General features: G+C 53.0%; 15 protein-coding genes. 3 read left to right on the top strand and 12 right to left on the bottom strand.

Annotated features, from left to right (window positions below):
• Positions 1–47: 47 nt before the first annotated feature.
• From NH461_RS17705 to NH461_RS17695, 3 genes are all read right to left on the bottom strand, one after another.
• Positions 48–941, bottom strand: coding sequence for a phosphotransferase (locus tag NH461_RS17705; protein ID WP_261603936.1), 894 nt, complete (start codon positions 939–941; stop codon positions 48–50).
• A gap of 200 nt (positions 942–1,141) precedes the next feature.
• On the bottom strand, positions 1,142–1,378 hold the full coding sequence (locus tag NH461_RS17700; protein ID WP_261603935.1) for a DUF3389 domain-containing protein: 237 nt from the start codon (positions 1,376–1,378) through the stop codon (positions 1,142–1,144).
• On the bottom strand, positions 1,375–1,824 hold the full coding sequence (locus NH461_RS17695) for a hotdog fold thioesterase (RefSeq protein WP_261603934.1): 450 nt from the start codon (positions 1,822–1,824) through the stop codon (positions 1,375–1,377). Before NH461_RS17695 ends, NH461_RS17700 begins: the two co-directional genes overlap by 4 nt.
• A gap of 140 nt (positions 1,825–1,964) precedes the next feature.
• Here NH461_RS17695 and NH461_RS17690 point away from each other — a divergent pair, with 140 nt between their 5' ends.
• Positions 1,965–2,762, top strand: a complete 798-nt coding sequence (locus NH461_RS17690; protein WP_261603933.1) for a M48 family metallopeptidase — start codon at positions 1,965–1,967, stop codon at positions 2,760–2,762.
• Positions 2,763–2,887: 125 nt separating this feature from the next.
• On the opposite strand, the gene NH461_RS17685 is transcribed toward NH461_RS17690, so the two are convergent.
• From NH461_RS17685 to NH461_RS17670, 4 genes are all read right to left on the bottom strand, one after another.
• A complete protein-coding gene (locus NH461_RS17685; protein ID WP_261603932.1) occupies positions 2,888–4,129 on the bottom strand; it encodes an NRAMP family divalent metal transporter in 1,242 nt (413 codons plus the stop codon).
• A gap of 370 nt (positions 4,130–4,499) precedes the next feature.
• On the bottom strand, positions 4,500–5,492 hold the full coding sequence (locus NH461_RS17680; RefSeq protein ID WP_315903262.1) for an OmpA family protein: 993 nt from the start codon (positions 5,490–5,492) through the stop codon (positions 4,500–4,502).
• Between the two features lie 228 nt (positions 5,493–5,720).
• On the bottom strand, positions 5,721–6,164 hold the full coding sequence (locus NH461_RS17675; protein ID WP_261603931.1) for a PAS domain-containing protein: 444 nt from the start codon (positions 6,162–6,164) through the stop codon (positions 5,721–5,723).
• 3 nt (positions 6,165–6,167) lie between these two features.
• On the bottom strand, positions 6,168–7,172 hold the full coding sequence (locus tag NH461_RS17670; RefSeq protein ID WP_261603930.1) for a response regulator: 1,005 nt from the start codon (positions 7,170–7,172) through the stop codon (positions 6,168–6,170).
• Positions 7,173–7,394: 222 nt separating this feature from the next.
• Here NH461_RS17670 and NH461_RS17665 point away from each other — a divergent pair, with 222 nt between their 5' ends.
• Positions 7,395–8,891: an NAD(P)-binding protein gene (locus NH461_RS17665; RefSeq protein ID WP_315903261.1), complete on the top strand. Its 1,497-nt coding sequence runs from the start codon at positions 7,395–7,397 to the stop codon at positions 8,889–8,891.
• A gap of 124 nt (positions 8,892–9,015) precedes the next feature.
• Here the strand turns inward: NH461_RS17665 and NH461_RS17660 are convergent, their stop codons facing one another.
• From NH461_RS17660 to NH461_RS17645, 4 genes are all read right to left on the bottom strand, one after another.
• Complete coding sequence (locus NH461_RS17660; RefSeq protein WP_261603929.1) at positions 9,016–9,330, bottom strand: cupin domain-containing protein; 315 nt, start codon at positions 9,328–9,330, stop codon at positions 9,016–9,018.
• A 93-nt stretch (positions 9,331–9,423) separates the two neighbouring features.
• A complete protein-coding gene (locus NH461_RS17655) occupies positions 9,424–10,086 on the bottom strand; it encodes a chromosome segregation ATPase (protein ID WP_261603928.1) in 663 nt (220 codons plus the stop codon).
• A 208-nt stretch (positions 10,087–10,294) separates the two neighbouring features.
• Entirely contained in the window at positions 10,295–11,347 is a 1,053-nt protein-coding gene (locus NH461_RS17650; RefSeq protein ID WP_261603927.1) for a PTS transporter subunit IIC, read from the bottom strand.
• 122 nt (positions 11,348–11,469) lie between these two features.
• Positions 11,470–11,643, bottom strand: a complete 174-nt coding sequence (locus tag NH461_RS17645; RefSeq protein WP_261603926.1) for a hypothetical protein — start codon at positions 11,641–11,643, stop codon at positions 11,470–11,472.
• An 11-nt stretch (positions 11,644–11,654) separates the two neighbouring features.
• On the opposite strand from NH461_RS17645, the gene NH461_RS17640 reads away from it, so the two are divergent.
• Positions 11,655–12,560, top strand: a complete 906-nt coding sequence (locus NH461_RS17640; protein ID WP_261603925.1) for a DNA ligase — start codon at positions 11,655–11,657, stop codon at positions 12,558–12,560.
• A gap of 260 nt (positions 12,561–12,820) precedes the next feature.
• Here NH461_RS17640 and NH461_RS17635 read toward each other — a convergent pair whose 3' ends face one another.
• On the bottom strand, positions 12,821–14,713 hold the full coding sequence (locus NH461_RS17635; RefSeq protein WP_261603924.1) for a methyl-accepting chemotaxis protein: 1,893 nt from the start codon (positions 14,711–14,713) through the stop codon (positions 12,821–12,823).
• Positions 14,714–14,885: the final 172 nt, after the last annotated feature.

Raw genomic sequence — 14,885 nt, 5'->3', positions numbered from 1 at the left:
CATCCTCTTAACACAATAATATGCAGAGAGATCCTTGACTCGCAAGTTTAAGCGCCGGCGTAAGCCCGCTCGAATTGCGCCATTTTGGTCAGCAACCAACGCTCATCATACCAACCAATATTCCGGCTATGCTTGGCATCTTGCCATAAACTGAGAAACCAGCGTCGGCACGTGAAACCTGCCGCAGGCGGCATTTTCTGATGATACCGTTCGATCAGCTTCAGATCCGGGCGGACATCGTCGAGCAGGAACACATCAAATTCCCGGTGCTTAAAGCCGGCATCCAACGGATCGAGCAGGACAGCCACACGGCCGGTTTGGGGTTGAAATAACACATTCCCGACATGACAATCATTATGCGTGAACGAAGAATGCGTATTGATGGGAGCCAGGATCTCTGCCCGCCGCCCCCAGAGCTGAGTGAACTGATCTTTCAATCGGGCTGAGTAAGGAGAGCCATCACTGAGAACATAGCGGTACACTGGCTGCATCCAGGCCTCAAACGCCCGGATCAGACAGGATTCGTATTGATCTTCAGCCAGCTCAAAACCCAACGCTTCCCGATGCTCATGCAACGACAGCAGCAAGTCAGTATAATGTTCACGAAAGGCTTCGATCAGCTTGGGATCATCCGGCAATGTATGCGCCGGCACACCGTCGAGCCATTCCAGCATCAGGTAATCGTGTCCGGCCTCCCGACCAAAAAATAAGACCCGGGGGATCTGGCAGTCCATCACTGTCGATAAACGCGATAAAGCACTCACCTCTTTGGCCAGCCGCCCGACCTCTTTCGAAAACTTTACAACCACCTTGCCTTTCGGAGACGCCAGGAACACCACCCAACCATAAAATGACTCCTGAAAACTACATAGCTCGGGTTGACAACCAAACAGGCTTTGATAAGTGTGCTGTGCAACCTGCTTCAGCTGTGGGTTCAACATAATCACTCCCATGCGATGCCCTGTGGCTCCGGGCCAGCATCCCTTCTACACATATATTCTAATAACGCATATGCTTATAATTATTCGTTACAATGAGACTCCTATATTTCATTCAGGGCTACCAGACGTTTGGGGCAGATTTGAGACAAAATTGTAATTTCTGAGCCACTTCTCGCAAAAAATTGTATTGGCTTGAAAATTTAACGAGATTCCACAGCAATGCCAGTTGCTTCTGCCAACTCAGCCAATTGCGTTTCATCATCCAGACAAACAGACCAGTTCACACCACTTCCCGATGCCGTGACCACATTCGCACCGCCAATCAGCCGAATATCATCGACCATTGCCTGTAATGTGATCCGGGCCGCGCCTTCCAGACGAATCACCAATTCCCGCTGATTGGCAATGATTCGCCCCTGAGAAAAAGTCACATTCATCGTGCCTCAGCCTCCTGCGGTTTCTTCTTATGATTGAGTACCGCCATCGTCAGCCTGCTGGTACACACCAGTCGGTCCCGCTCATCGACAATCTCGATTTGCCACACCTGTGTCGTGGCGCCCAGATGAACCGGCCTTGCCGTGCCTTTGACAATCCCGCTGCGAACCGCCCGAATATGGTTTGCATTGATATCCAGCCCGACGCAGTATTTCCCCTCAGCCACACACATATTGGCCGCCAGAGAGCCCAATGTTTCCGCTAGCACCACCGAGGCTCCGCCATGTAACATCCCAAACGGTTGATGGGTCCGGGCATCGACCGGCATGACCGCGCTCAGGCTCTCTTCATCAAACGCGCAATATTCAATCGCCAGATGCTCCACCAGCGTATTGATGGACGTCTGATTCAGGCTTTCCAGCGAAAACTGCTTTTTCCATATCGACATATTGATACCTACAATCATTGAAGAATGTGTTGAAACCGCAACAGGTTACCACTCAGCCCGGCGAACCACTACCGATCACGACCCGGAGAGGTGAGCAATGCGTTCACTATTTCTATAATTGAATGGAAGGAGCCGGAACCATGCATTTACTGATCGCAATACGCACCGCTGTTATCTGTACCGCCGCTGCCGTTCTCTTAAGCTGTGCCAGCTCACCCACAGGCCGGCAGCAGGTGTTGCTTTTTTCCAACCAGGACATGTCTCAACTGGGCGCCCGCTCCTTCGAGGAGATCAAACAACAGGAAAATATTAATCAGGATCCGGCCACCAACCGTTACGTTCAGTGTGTGACCCAGGCGATCACGTCCAGGCTGGGCGGCAGCCAACCCGGTCAGTGGGAAGTGGTGGTGTTTGAGAGCGAGCAGGTGAATGCGTTTGCCCTGCCGGGCGGTAAAATCGGGGTCTATACCGGCTTACTCAATGTGGCAACTACGCAGGATCAGCTGGCAACCGTGATCGGCCATGAGATTGGCCACGTGCTGGCACAGCACAGCAATGAGCGTCTCTCCCGAAGCCAGCTGGCGAATGTCGGTTTGCAGATTTCTAGCCTGGCGATCAGTGGTACCCAATATCATGATCTCGCGATGGCCGGGCTGGGCCTGGGAGTTCAGTACGGGGTGTTAATGCCCTACGGCCGGGCTCAGGAGTCCGAATCGGACATCATTGGTTTACACCTGATGGCGGAAGCCGGCTTTAACCCCAATGAGAGTATCACGCTGTGGCAGAATATGGCGGCCGCCTCAGGCCGGGGACAACCACCGGAAATCCTCTCGACCCACCCCTCCCATGCTTCACGCATTAGTGATCTCAAAGCGGAAATCGGCCGATTAGCCAGCAACAGCGCCCCGCGCCCCAACTGTCAGCGTCCGGCCAACTGAGCCTGTCATGGCTGAAACTGTTGCGCAGAAATAACAAAGGAACACGGTTAGGCCGTGTTCCTGATTTATTTGTGCTTTCTGAATTTCACAATGCCGTTTGGCGAGTGTGCCAGGCAGCGGTGGTATTAAGCGCCGAAGAACTTTCCGACGAAATTGCTGATATTGGTGATACTTGCCGCGCCCATCACCAGCACAATCGCACCGCCCAGCAAGGTCAGTGCCACCGGGTGACGGTAGTCACCGACAATGTCTTTGCGTTTTGTCGCCACCAGCACCGTTCCCAGCACAATCGGCAGAATAATGCTGTTCACCAGCCCTGCAAGCATCAGGAGCAGGATCGGCATATTCATCAAGACAGTCCCCAGACTGGTCACCAGAATAAAGCCGACGCACCAGGCTTTTTCGTTGCGGGCAATCGCCGGAAACAACGTTTTTACCAAAGACACCGCCATGTAGGAATTTCCGACGACAGAAGTAATCGAAGCGACAAATAACACCAGGCCAAAAATGTAGTATCCCAGCTCACCGGCTCCGTGGCGAAAGGCATCCGCAGCCGGGTTTTTCGCATCCAGCGTTACCCCGGTCACCAACACACCCAGAATCGCCATGAACAGCAGTACCCGGATGATCACGGCAATCGAAATTCCTGCCCACGCGGTACGCTTGATATCCCCGAGATTGCCCTCACCTTTCAGACCGATATCGACCAGTCGCTGCGCACCGGTGTAGTATCCGCCCACCGCACCACCCACAATGGTCAAGGTCGGTAGCAACAGATTGCCGAAATCGGACGGGGCAACCGCCGCGATAACCGTCGGCATCAGGGGCGGTAAGCTGGTCATCGCGACGTAGGCGATCAAGACAATCATGAACAGGCCCAGATAACTTGCCATCTGATCCATACGCTTCGAAGCGTTATGGATCACGAACAACAAGCTGCCGATCACCCCGGTAAACAAAGCGCCCCAGCCGGTGTCTACACCGGTCAGCACTTGCAGGCCCAGTGCGGAACCACTGACGTTACCAAAGTTGAACGCAACCGCCCCCAAGGCCAGCAAAATGCCGATCGGATAGCCCAGTCCGGGCGCGACACGGTTTGCAATATCCTGAATGCGCAGACCAGAAACCCCCACTATCCGCCACAGGTTCATGACAATCCCAAAGGTGATAAAGATCGAAGCAAACACTGGAAATGCCATATCAATCTGATACATGTTCGTAAACACGGCGGTTTGCGTCAAAAAGCCCGGGCCGACCGAAGTGGTCGCCATCAAAAAAGCTACGCTGAGTATGGCTTTCGTTTGCCAGGTTGCGGTTTGTGAACTGGTGCGGGCTGAAGATTCAACCGAAGAAGTCGCTGATGACATGATTCTGATCCTTTTTATGTCTCCCTCTTTTAGAAAAAAAGAAAGACAACTGACAGGATCAGTTGCTGATTGGGGTCGTGGGTTGACCAACATCATTTTTCGGGGCGTGATGATATCGATTACGCAACCGATTGTCTAGCCTAAATCACACTTTTAATGATTTTTTTATCAAGCAAAAAATAATTTTCGACGTACACCCGAGCAGCGCATGGAGGAACACATATAAAAAATCCGAGTGTCTGAAAACACTCGGATTTACATGCCAATTATGTTTGCAGCCGTTCCGGTCTGAACTGACGGCGTAAATCCGAATAACACGACTTCACCATCGTTCGCAGTCGCTCAGGCCCCTGCTCAAGCCAACTTGCAGTTAATTTCTCAGCTCAAACCCTGGCGTATAGACCTCAACCCGGCGGTTTTTCGCCTGACCGGCTTCGGTGGTATTCGGCGCAATCGGCTCGCTTTCGCCTTTACCCTGGACCACAATCCGATCCTGCGTCAGTCCGAAATGACGTTTCAGATACATAGCAACCGCTGCGGCCCGCTCTTCAGACAATTTCGCGTTGTACGCTTCTGTGCCCCGGGAATCGGTATGGCCGACGACGTACAGCTTGGAATCCGGATACTCCGTCAAACGCTGTGCAATCGGCTTCATCAACTCAATATCTTTGGGCGAGATCGACTTACTGTCAAACGCGAAGGGCAAGTTGACACTAATCGCCGGAACCTTGGTTACCATCGGCGTCGGCTCCGGCATAGGCTCCGGCATCGGCGCTGGTTCGATCACCGCAACCGGCACCGGAGCACCCCAGTGATAGACTAGGCTGACGCCGTAGAAGTGGATGTCTGTCTCACCGGGATCACTGTCACCCACCTGGTGGTAATACTGATACTCTAAACGGGTAGACAAGCTGTCATTGAAGAAATATTCCGCGCCAACCCCGGCCGTTGCCGCCAGACCTTGTTCGTCCTGATTGTTGACACTGTTGTCGAGGTCAAAGATGTAACCACCCAGCTTGCCGTACAGATCAACCACCGGTGATACCGTCCAGGTAAATTTACCCACGAGGTCGATCCCCTGGACTTCCACGCCACCACCGCCATTGTTGTAGTCAGCCTGGCCTAAATAGGTATAGCCACCTTCCCAACTCAGCCAGTCGTTCTGCTGGTAGCCGAGAAAAACACCGCCACCCCAGTCATCCTTTCCGAAATTACTTTCTTCTCCATCCAGTGCCTTGTCAAAGTTGTCGTAATTCGTCCCACCGATACGCGCACCGACATACCATGGGTTCTCCGTAGCCGCATGAACGGCTCCCGATACCAATAATGCAAGGGGAATAATTTTGAACGTTTTTGTCATCATCAGACATCCCTACTTAGTTATTTTCGTACCACTACCCACTATGGTTTAGAACGAAAACAACCAATTGACAAGCAAACAGCACATCTGAAATGGAGAAAAACCTTTTAAAATCAGAATATGAACCGAAGTTTCTCAATACTGAGAACCGTTATGGGTTGTTGACAAACGGTTCAAACATCAAACTTCCTCACGGTTTTCTCCAGTTTGAGACTGGTACTTTTTTGCGCCTTACCGCAAATGACTCCCTTCCGCCATGGCTTCCGCCGTCGCATCTTCAACAGCCATAAACAAATAGTCCACCTCACCTTTCGGCGACGTCATCGGGTTCAGGGTCACGTTCTGATACATAAATGGTGCCTGCTGGGTGATCGGCCGGACATTGCGGCACTTAAACAAAAAAGGGCGCTGACGCCAAATCACGAAGCTACGGCAACCCAGTTCAAACACCGGTTTCGACTTGGTTTTAAACCAGAACACCGGAATTTCCGGGAACACACTGAACAGGTTTTTTCCAATCGCGTCATGGGGCTGTATCCCGCTGTGGTGGGTCATGAAGCCATTCCAGACATGGACGGTATAGTTTTTATCCAACACCACCAACCCGACATCCACATGCTGCACCATGTCGACCATCCAGTGAAACTGTTCAAATTCTGCAGGTAGCGAATACATGGTCTAGTCCTCATCCATCAGGTATGACAGCTTGTTATCAAGCAGGGGCAGTGATTCATCGACAAACATCAGCAGCATATCGCACTTGATCTGTGTGCCTTCGAGGCCGTAACTTACTTCGAACGTCATGGTTCTGCGCCAGTTACCTTCGGTTAACGAGATCATCTCTTCAATCGGCCGGTGCTGTCCCAGTAATACCGGATGGCTCTGCAGGAACTTGACTTCCGCCTGCTGTCCCAGCCCTTTTAAAAATGAGCCGACCATTAAATTACTGACGTCCATCAGCAGCTCAAGCTCACAGTCGCCTTCGTCTTCAACGGGATAATTCATCATGGCGGTGAGATCTTTCATGCTCGAATCACTCAGCAGCACCAGGGCTTCCCCGGCTATGCCCTCTCCGCTAAACCCCTGGCAGACGCCTGACATCTGGGCGTTGCTGGCCAAATGACGCAAAGTCATTTGTAACTCACTGACTTCGAAAACATTCACGTTCGGCAGCGGCAGATTGACGAACACGTTGAAGTGGCGTGCCAAGGCATCTGCTGCACGACCTATCGCGACGTTTGCCACCTCCAGATAAATATCCCGACGCTTCAATGCCGGCGTCGATACCCGCTGGATCACGGTATCCAGACCGGGAGGCTCGGTGGCGAGGTACGCCTTCAGGTGTCCCTTGAGCTGGCTTTTATCCACCGGCTTTTTCAGAAATGCTTTTGCCCCCAGGGCCTGGACCCTTGCCTGGGCCTGAGGCTGAATGTCGCCCGACACGACGATCACCGGGATGTCGAGCCCCCGTTGCTGTATCGCTTCCAACGTCTGGTAACCGTCCATTTCCGGCATCGTCAAATCCAGAAACATCAGATTAAACTGCTGCGCTTCGAGACAGCGCAACGCCTCCAACCCATTCACCGCGAAGGTCACTGTCGCCTCAAGGGAGGCAGGTAACGCCCGGGCCATCTGCTTTCGCGCCAGCGCCGAGTCGTCACAAATTAATATTGAAGTCGTCATACAAGATCCTTAGGCTGAGCCAAAGCGCGTATCTAATAATAATTATGCTTTGTAGAGATATCTCAGCTGTGATGATAGCAGTTAGGAAACACACATTTACAATGTAAATGTCTATTGAGTAGTTGATTTTTGTTCACCTGCTTCAGCAAGTATTTAAAACGTGATCAATGCACAGTAAAATGGGAACCATTCTCAAGGTATGACAAAAGCGACTTTCAGCAGATGATGAATGTTTACGGTTCCCACAGCACTGACCCACAGCAGCCTTTCAAGATCGGTGTTGTCGGTGGTGGTATCGCGGGTTCGACAATTGCCCTTCGCCTGGCTGAACTGGGCGTTGAGGTTGAGCTATTCGAAGCCGGTGCCAGTCTGGTGAACGGTCCGCCGATTTGTCACCTTCACGCAGGCGGCAATCTGTACCGTGAAATCTCTGAACAACAGTGCCTGACCCTGCTTCACGAATCGATCGATACACTCCGAATCTTCCCACACGCTGCCAACATCCGTCCGACTGTCATTGCCGTCCCGCAACGCGACCCTGGGGATCCGGAAGCCCTGCTGCCAAGGCTTCAGCGGCTGCAACAAACCTACCTGGCATTGGTTGTAGACGACCCGGCCAACGAAGTGCTGGGCGACCCGCAGCAGTATTACAAGCTCTACAGCCGTGAGGCGTTGGAACAACTGGCGCTCGCGCCGCTCCCGACAACCCCGGCCTCCCTGGACGACTGGATGATCCCCGTCGCCAAAAACCTGGAATTTGATTCGTTCAAGTTCCCACTGGTGCTGGTTCAGGAGTACGGCCTGAGTGTGTTCCGCCTGGCGGCCACTGCGGTGCTGGCCGCCGAACAACTACCGAGTTGCCGGGTACACACGCAAGCCCAAGTGGTTGATATTGAACAAGATCAGAAAACCCAACGCTGGTCTGTTGCCTTTCAGCAATACGACCCGCAAAGTGAGGATCACCGCACCCACACCACAGAGGTCGATTATCTGATTAACGCCTGTGGTTTCAGAACCGGGATCCTCGACGATATGGCGCAACTGCCGCGCGACCGCATGGTCGAATTTAAAGCCGCCTACATTACCCACTGGGCCGACTGCACAGGGGTCTGGCCGGAAGTGATTTTTCACGGCGAGCGCGGGACTCCCAATGGAATGGCGCAGCTGACCCCATATCCGGAAGGCTACTTCCAGCTACATGGCATGACGCCAGACATTACCCTGTTCAAGGATGGGCTGGCCCGAAACAGCCATTCTAGTGCACAACCCATGCTGGAAGCGCGCTTTAACCGCAAGCTTCGCGAAGGCTGGCAACCCGATGAGATTCATACCCGGACGACACGTGCCATTCAACATATGACCCAGTTTGTACCGGCTTACCACACAGCGACCGTCGGCGGGAACCCGCTATTCGGCGCGCAGCAGATCCCGGGCGATGATCCGTCCCTGCGCGCGGCCGACCTGTCATTTGCCGGTCAACGGTATGCCCGGGCTGAAATTGTCAAAGCTTCGTCTGCCCTCTCTGCGGCGAACCAAGTCGTCAAGCAGCTGATTGAGGAGCAGCTCCTTCCTGCCCTTGTCGGGCTTGATTTACCGTTGGAGCAACAATTGCCGATGATGACTGGCCTGGATCCCGCTGAGGTGATCCGTAAAGCGGAGCAACTCGCAGAAGAAAGAAACTTCCCGACGGCGATGGCGCGCTTGTATCAAGCCCCTTGAGCAATACCTGAAGCGAAACTTTGAACCACGTGGTATACGAAGAAACCAGGGTGACGGAATAACGTGTCAAAGGGGCCAAATCTGCTGAACCGGCGCTGGTTTCCTGTCGCAGAACGCCGCACGTTCAGTGATAGAACACCGCCAGCCAAACCGTATCCTGCCCCGGGCGCGTCCAGGAGACCTGGTGGCGGGTATGGGCTGGAATATTCAGGTAATCGCCTTCCTGTAAATGGATTTCCCGTTGGTCGGCTTCAAACAAAATCTTTGCCTCCCCTTTCACCACCAGCACCCATTCATGTTCATCCTGATCATACCAATCCGTTTCCGGCGTTGTATGGCCCCGGGAAAGGATCCGCTCAATCCGGACCGTCGGGGTATTCACGATATCTTCAAACACTTCAGCCGGTAATGAAGCGGGGATATTGCGCAACAGATTCATTGTGACTTCACTCCTGAAAAGACCTTAAAAAAAAGACCTCAAAAAAAGGCGAAGCCTGAGCTTCGCCTTATCCATTTGATATGATTCTTGAGCTTACTTCTTGGGTAAGCTGACTTCAATCTTTTGATTCAGCGCATCCAACTCATTTTGCAATGCCGTCAACTGAGCTTCCTGCTCTGACACCGCCCGGAGTTTGGCATTGAACTTGTCGCAGTCAGCCTGGGACACCCAGTTCCAGCCCGAACCCGACTTAAACTCGTCGCAGGCTTGCTTGAATTCATCCGCGACCCGCTTGGCTTTCTTCACATCCGCTTCGGCCTGAGCGACTTGTTTCTGCAACAACAACTGCTGCTGATACAAAGCTTTTGAGTCATTCAGAACGGCCTGCTGCTTCTCAGCGGTCGACTTGAGTTCGACCACCTGTGTATCCAACTGCTTTTTAGTTACCGCCAGCTTCTTCTGCTGCTGTTTCAGCGACGAAAACTGCTGTTCATAAACGGCTTTCTGCTTCTCAAGGTTCGCTTTGGCTTGTGTCAGTTGCTCATTTAACCCTTCAACTTTCAGGGCCTGCTCGGTTTGATAAGCCTCAAAGCGCACTTCCAACTGCTGTTGCTTGGTGAGCAAATCAGCATTTTTCTGTTGTAGTTGTTCATACTCTTCCAGCGTTGGTCCCGGCGACCGATGCCAAACCGCCGAAGCAAGAACACCGCCGAGAATAAACCCAGCCAGTAATGAAGCTTTCCAAGATGATGTCATACCCGTAACACCCACAAATAATCATCCCTTTCCAAATCAGGTCGCGGCAGAAGCCCCATAGCAGCCCGGCCAACATGACTCTATTAATAGACGAATAATATCAGTTAGATATCCAGGTTATGTCAGCTTTCTATCAATTTATTGAAATTGAGCCGCCGCAGGAATGAAAAAAGGGGCAGAATCCTGCCCCTTCCTGATACCAACCAGATTACTTCGAGTTGAGGTCTAACGTCAGATCCCCCGGCTTGATCCATCCGGCCTTACGCATCACCTCCGCAATCCCCCAAGTCAGCAGGGCCGGCAGGATAAAGTGCAGCAACATAATTGCCCCATAAATATCGCTTCCCTGCCAACCGGCGCCATCCAGAGCAATGAAAGACTGGATCTGACCGACCAGCCCGGCCGTCCCCATCCCCGCGCCCAATGGCGTATTTTCCATGGCAAACACAACCGTCGCGATTGGGCCCAGAATTGCTGAGGCCAATATCGGCGGCAGCCAGATTTTATAATTATTGATGATGTTCGGCATTTGCAGCATGGACGTTCCCAGCCCCTGGGCAACGACGCCGCCCCAGCGGTTTTCCCGGAAGCTCATCACGGCAAACCCGATCATCTGCGCGCAGCACCCCACAGTCGCAGCCCCGGCGGCCAGACCATTCAGACTCAGCATAATGGCAATCGCCGCACTACTGATTGGCAACGTCAGCGCCATGCCCATCAGCACCGCGACGACTGCCCCCATGAGTAACGGCTGCAACTGTGTCGCTGACATAATGAGATCACCCAAAGCGGTCATTAACGCCGCAACTGACGGGCCGACCAGGGTGCCAACGCCCACACCGACGAGCACCGTCACAGCCGGGGTCAACAATATGTCCACTTTGGTTTCATTGGCAACCAACTTGCCGCACTCTGTGGCGGCGACCGTCGCGATAAACGCCCCGACCGGTCCGCCCAGCGCCGCACCGGCAGCCCCCGCCGTGGTGGCTGAAAACAGCACCAGCGGCGGCGCTTTCAGGGCATATGCCACGGCGACACCAATCGCCGGGCCGGTCATCTGTCTGGCAATGGGCCACAAAGTCTCGGAAAACAATGGGATACCGAATTTCGTCCCAAGGGTATTGAGAATTGATCCAATTAAAAGCGAAGAAAACAGGCCAAGCGCCATGAAGCTCATGGCATGTACCAGATAGGTTCTGACTGAAAGGTCGATCTGTTTTCGGCGGAGGAAATCACCCACAGAGGTTTGCGCTAATTGCATGGTTATACGTCACTGTATCAAGAGGGTCGACGGGTTAAATCATCAAAGCCGCTGATTTTACCCGAGCCTGCCAACCTCAGCCATATTCAACAAGGTTATCCAGTGGTTATTCATTGACTTTTTTACCCGGAAATGAACGAGTAAGCTGGAACGCTGCTCGCAACCAGCAGGGTCGGTATTACCGGTAATTGCGGCGACTTTTCGCCTGACACCGCAATTTTCGCGTGACGGCCAGAAAAGCCGTTTACCAAACGCCATCGGCCCCATAACGTCACTTCAATTAGCACAACTTCCATGGGTGACCCGTATGACACATTCGACCCGGATTTTCCCACACTCCGGTTTAACCCGGTTAGCAGCAAGTATTTCGCTGATGATTTCCCCGTTTCATCTTCAGGCAGCCGATGCCCCGGTGTTGATGAAACCCGCAACCCTCGACTCAGAGCAACTGAAACACACCAACGGACTGATGGATGACATTACCGCCTATTATGTCAGCGAAAAGCTGGATGGCATTCGTGCCCGCTGGACCGGTACCCAACTCGTGACCCGCACAGGGAATCTCATTCATGCCCCAGAATGGTTTCTGGCGGCTTTCCCCCAGCACATTGCCCTCGATGGCGAGCTCTGGGCCGGTCGTCACCAATTCCAGCGCGTCACGACAACTGTGCTGGATCATCAGCCCGATCCGGTCCAGTGGCAACACATTCAATTCATGGCCTTTGACTTGCCCGATGCCAAGGGCCCCTTTGAGGAGCGGTTGCACCAGCTTTCCGAACTCATCACCCGAATTGATCGTCGGTTTATCCAACTCGTGCCGCAACGACGCTATACCAGCTTGCCCGAACTGGAGTCAGCATTAGACACCCTGACCGCCAATCAGGGAGAAGGCCTGATCCTGCAACACCAACACAACCGTTATCAGCCGGGACGTTCAAGCCAGCTGTTGAAGCTGAAACACTTCCAGGATGCCGAGGCCATTGTCGTGGGTTACGAGGAAGGTCAGGGAAAATATGAAGGGCTGATGGGCTCTGTTTGGGTGCTGACCGCAAAGAATCAAAAATTTAAGATTGGCTCCGGGTTTAGTGATGCCGACCGGGAAAATCCGCCTCCGCTCGGCAGTACTATCCAGTATCGCTACAGTGGCTATACCAGCCACGGACTCCCCCGCTTCGCCCGTTATCTTCGTCAGCGACACTCCCCGGATAGCTAGGCGCTAGTCTTGGAGCTTAGGACTTGCAGTTTCGGGCTTGGATTTCGGATTTCAGATTTCGGATTTCGGATTTCAGATTTCGGATTTCAGATTTCAGATTTCGGATTTCAGATTTCAGATTTCAGATTTCAGATTTCAGATTTCAGATTTCAGATTTCAGATTTCAGATATGGAATTGAAAATGTATGCTCCTGTCACCCTTCAGGCAGAAAAAAGCCGCTCTGTTGAGCGGCTTCGTGATTCATGCCATCAGTTCAGGCTTACAGCTTGTATCGTTTCACTTCGAGCTCCAGCTTATCGGCCAGACGCTTCAGCCCATCCGCCTGACTGGCCGCTTCCTGCGCTTCCTGCGCCAGCTGGTTGGCAACTTCCTGGACCCCTTCGGTGTTGCGGCTGATCTCGGCGGTCACGCTTGACTGCTCCTCCGCCGCCGACGCAATTTGGGTCGCCATATCGCTAATCACATTGATCTCGCGTGCAATGCTGTTGATGCTGGTGCCCGCGGCATCAACATCCTGAACACTGGTCTCGGCCAGGTGATGGCTGTCCGACATCACCATCACTGCCTGCTTGGTGGTCGATTGCAGGGTTTCGATCATGCCCTGGATTTCTTCCGTTGAGGTATGGGTGCGTTGCGACAATACCCGGACCTCATCGGCAACCACAGCAAAGCCCCGGCCCTGATCCCCGGCGCGCGCCGCTTCAATGGCCGCATTCAATGCCAGCAGGTTAGTCTGCTCGGCGATAGCCCGGATCGTGGCCAGAATGGAGCTGATCTTCAGTGCATGCTCATTCAGATCCTCAATGATCCCCACCGCACTGTTCACTTCCTGCGCCAGGTTACCAATCGACGACTGGCTTTGGCTGACCTGGGCATGACCTTCTTCAGACATGGCCACCGCATTTTCAGCCGTTTTAGCCGTGTTGTCGGCATTGCCTGCAATTTCGTGGGTCGCGCTGGCCATCTCAGTGACCGCCGTGGCCACCATGGTGATCTCGTCCTGCTGACGGCGGATTCGTTCACTTCGCTCAGCCGCAGCACCCGCAGTTTCCGCCGCGGAGTGATTCAACTGCAGGGTAATATCACGCAGATTCACCGCCATGGTATGCAAACGGGACACGAAATGGTTGAAATTCTCTGCCAGACGACCGACTTCATCATCAGAATGAACCGCAATACGGACGGTCAGGTCCCCATCACCGTCGGCAATATCAGACAACGCCGATGAAACACGATCCAATCCCTGAAGCAGTTTAGCTACCAGCCAGGCCGTGAAAACAGAAACCGTAACCAGGATCAACAGGCCAATCAGGATCACCTGCATCAGCAAGGCTTGCAGAGGCGCTTCGAGCGTTTCTTTATCCATAACCAGGGTAATGGCCCACCCAGTATTGGGAATCACATCGACCACAACGGCCTTGTCCCGACCACCAAGCTGGGTGAACAGCAGCCGGTCTGACGCCGCTGCCTGCTTGAGATCCTGCACATTCATGCCCCGGCCAAGCTCAGCCAGCGACTTCATCTGCATTGCCTTATTTGGATGAGCTACCACCCGATCACTGTTCAGATCAAGCAGCATGGCATAACCATCCCCCGAAACCTGAATATCCAGAATGTCCTTCACCAGCTTATCCAACGCCAGGTTAGCACCGACCACACCCAGCATCTCGCCCTTCACATAGACAGGCTCTGCCAGAGTCACGACCAGAGTTTGCATGGTATGGCTAACATACGGCATGGTGGTAATTTGCTTCCCGGCCGCAGACGCTTCTTTGTACCAGCCACGACTACGCGGATCATAACCGGCTTTATTTAATGACGGATCATGACGGTGCATCACCCCTTCCCGGGTCCCGTAATAGGCCAGGCCAAACCCGCCGGAGGTCAGGGTTTGCTTCAAATGGCCCACGATGTCCAGATTCGGATCCCGTTCAATCGCGTTCACGGTCGCTTCCACGGCTAGCTGGCGCCCGTGAAACCAGTCATCCACGCCCCGACTATACGCTTGTGCCGTTCGCAGGCCTTCGCTTTCAATCGCCTGCCAGGCCTGCTCTTTGAGTGTCTGGTAAGCAATGCCGCCAAACACCAGAATCGTAATAAAGATCAATGACACGCTTGATAACACAAGCTTCATTTTGAGGCTTAAACGCATAGAATATCCTACTAAAAACTACTTGATTTCTTCACTGAATATATATGCACACAGAATAATATGCTAGTCGTAACCCTTAAGGATGAGTATAAGATCACTGAATCGCCCATTGAATATCTGAATTGTTATCCTTTGCGCGCCATTATCTTACAAAAACGTTAAAGTATTACGG

It is taken from the genome of Photobacterium sp. TY1-4 (assembly GCF_025398175.1).
In the GTDB taxonomy this organism is placed as follows: Bacteria; Pseudomonadota; Gammaproteobacteria; order Enterobacterales; family Vibrionaceae; genus Photobacterium.
This window is presented reverse-complemented; position numbering and strand designations above follow the sequence as displayed.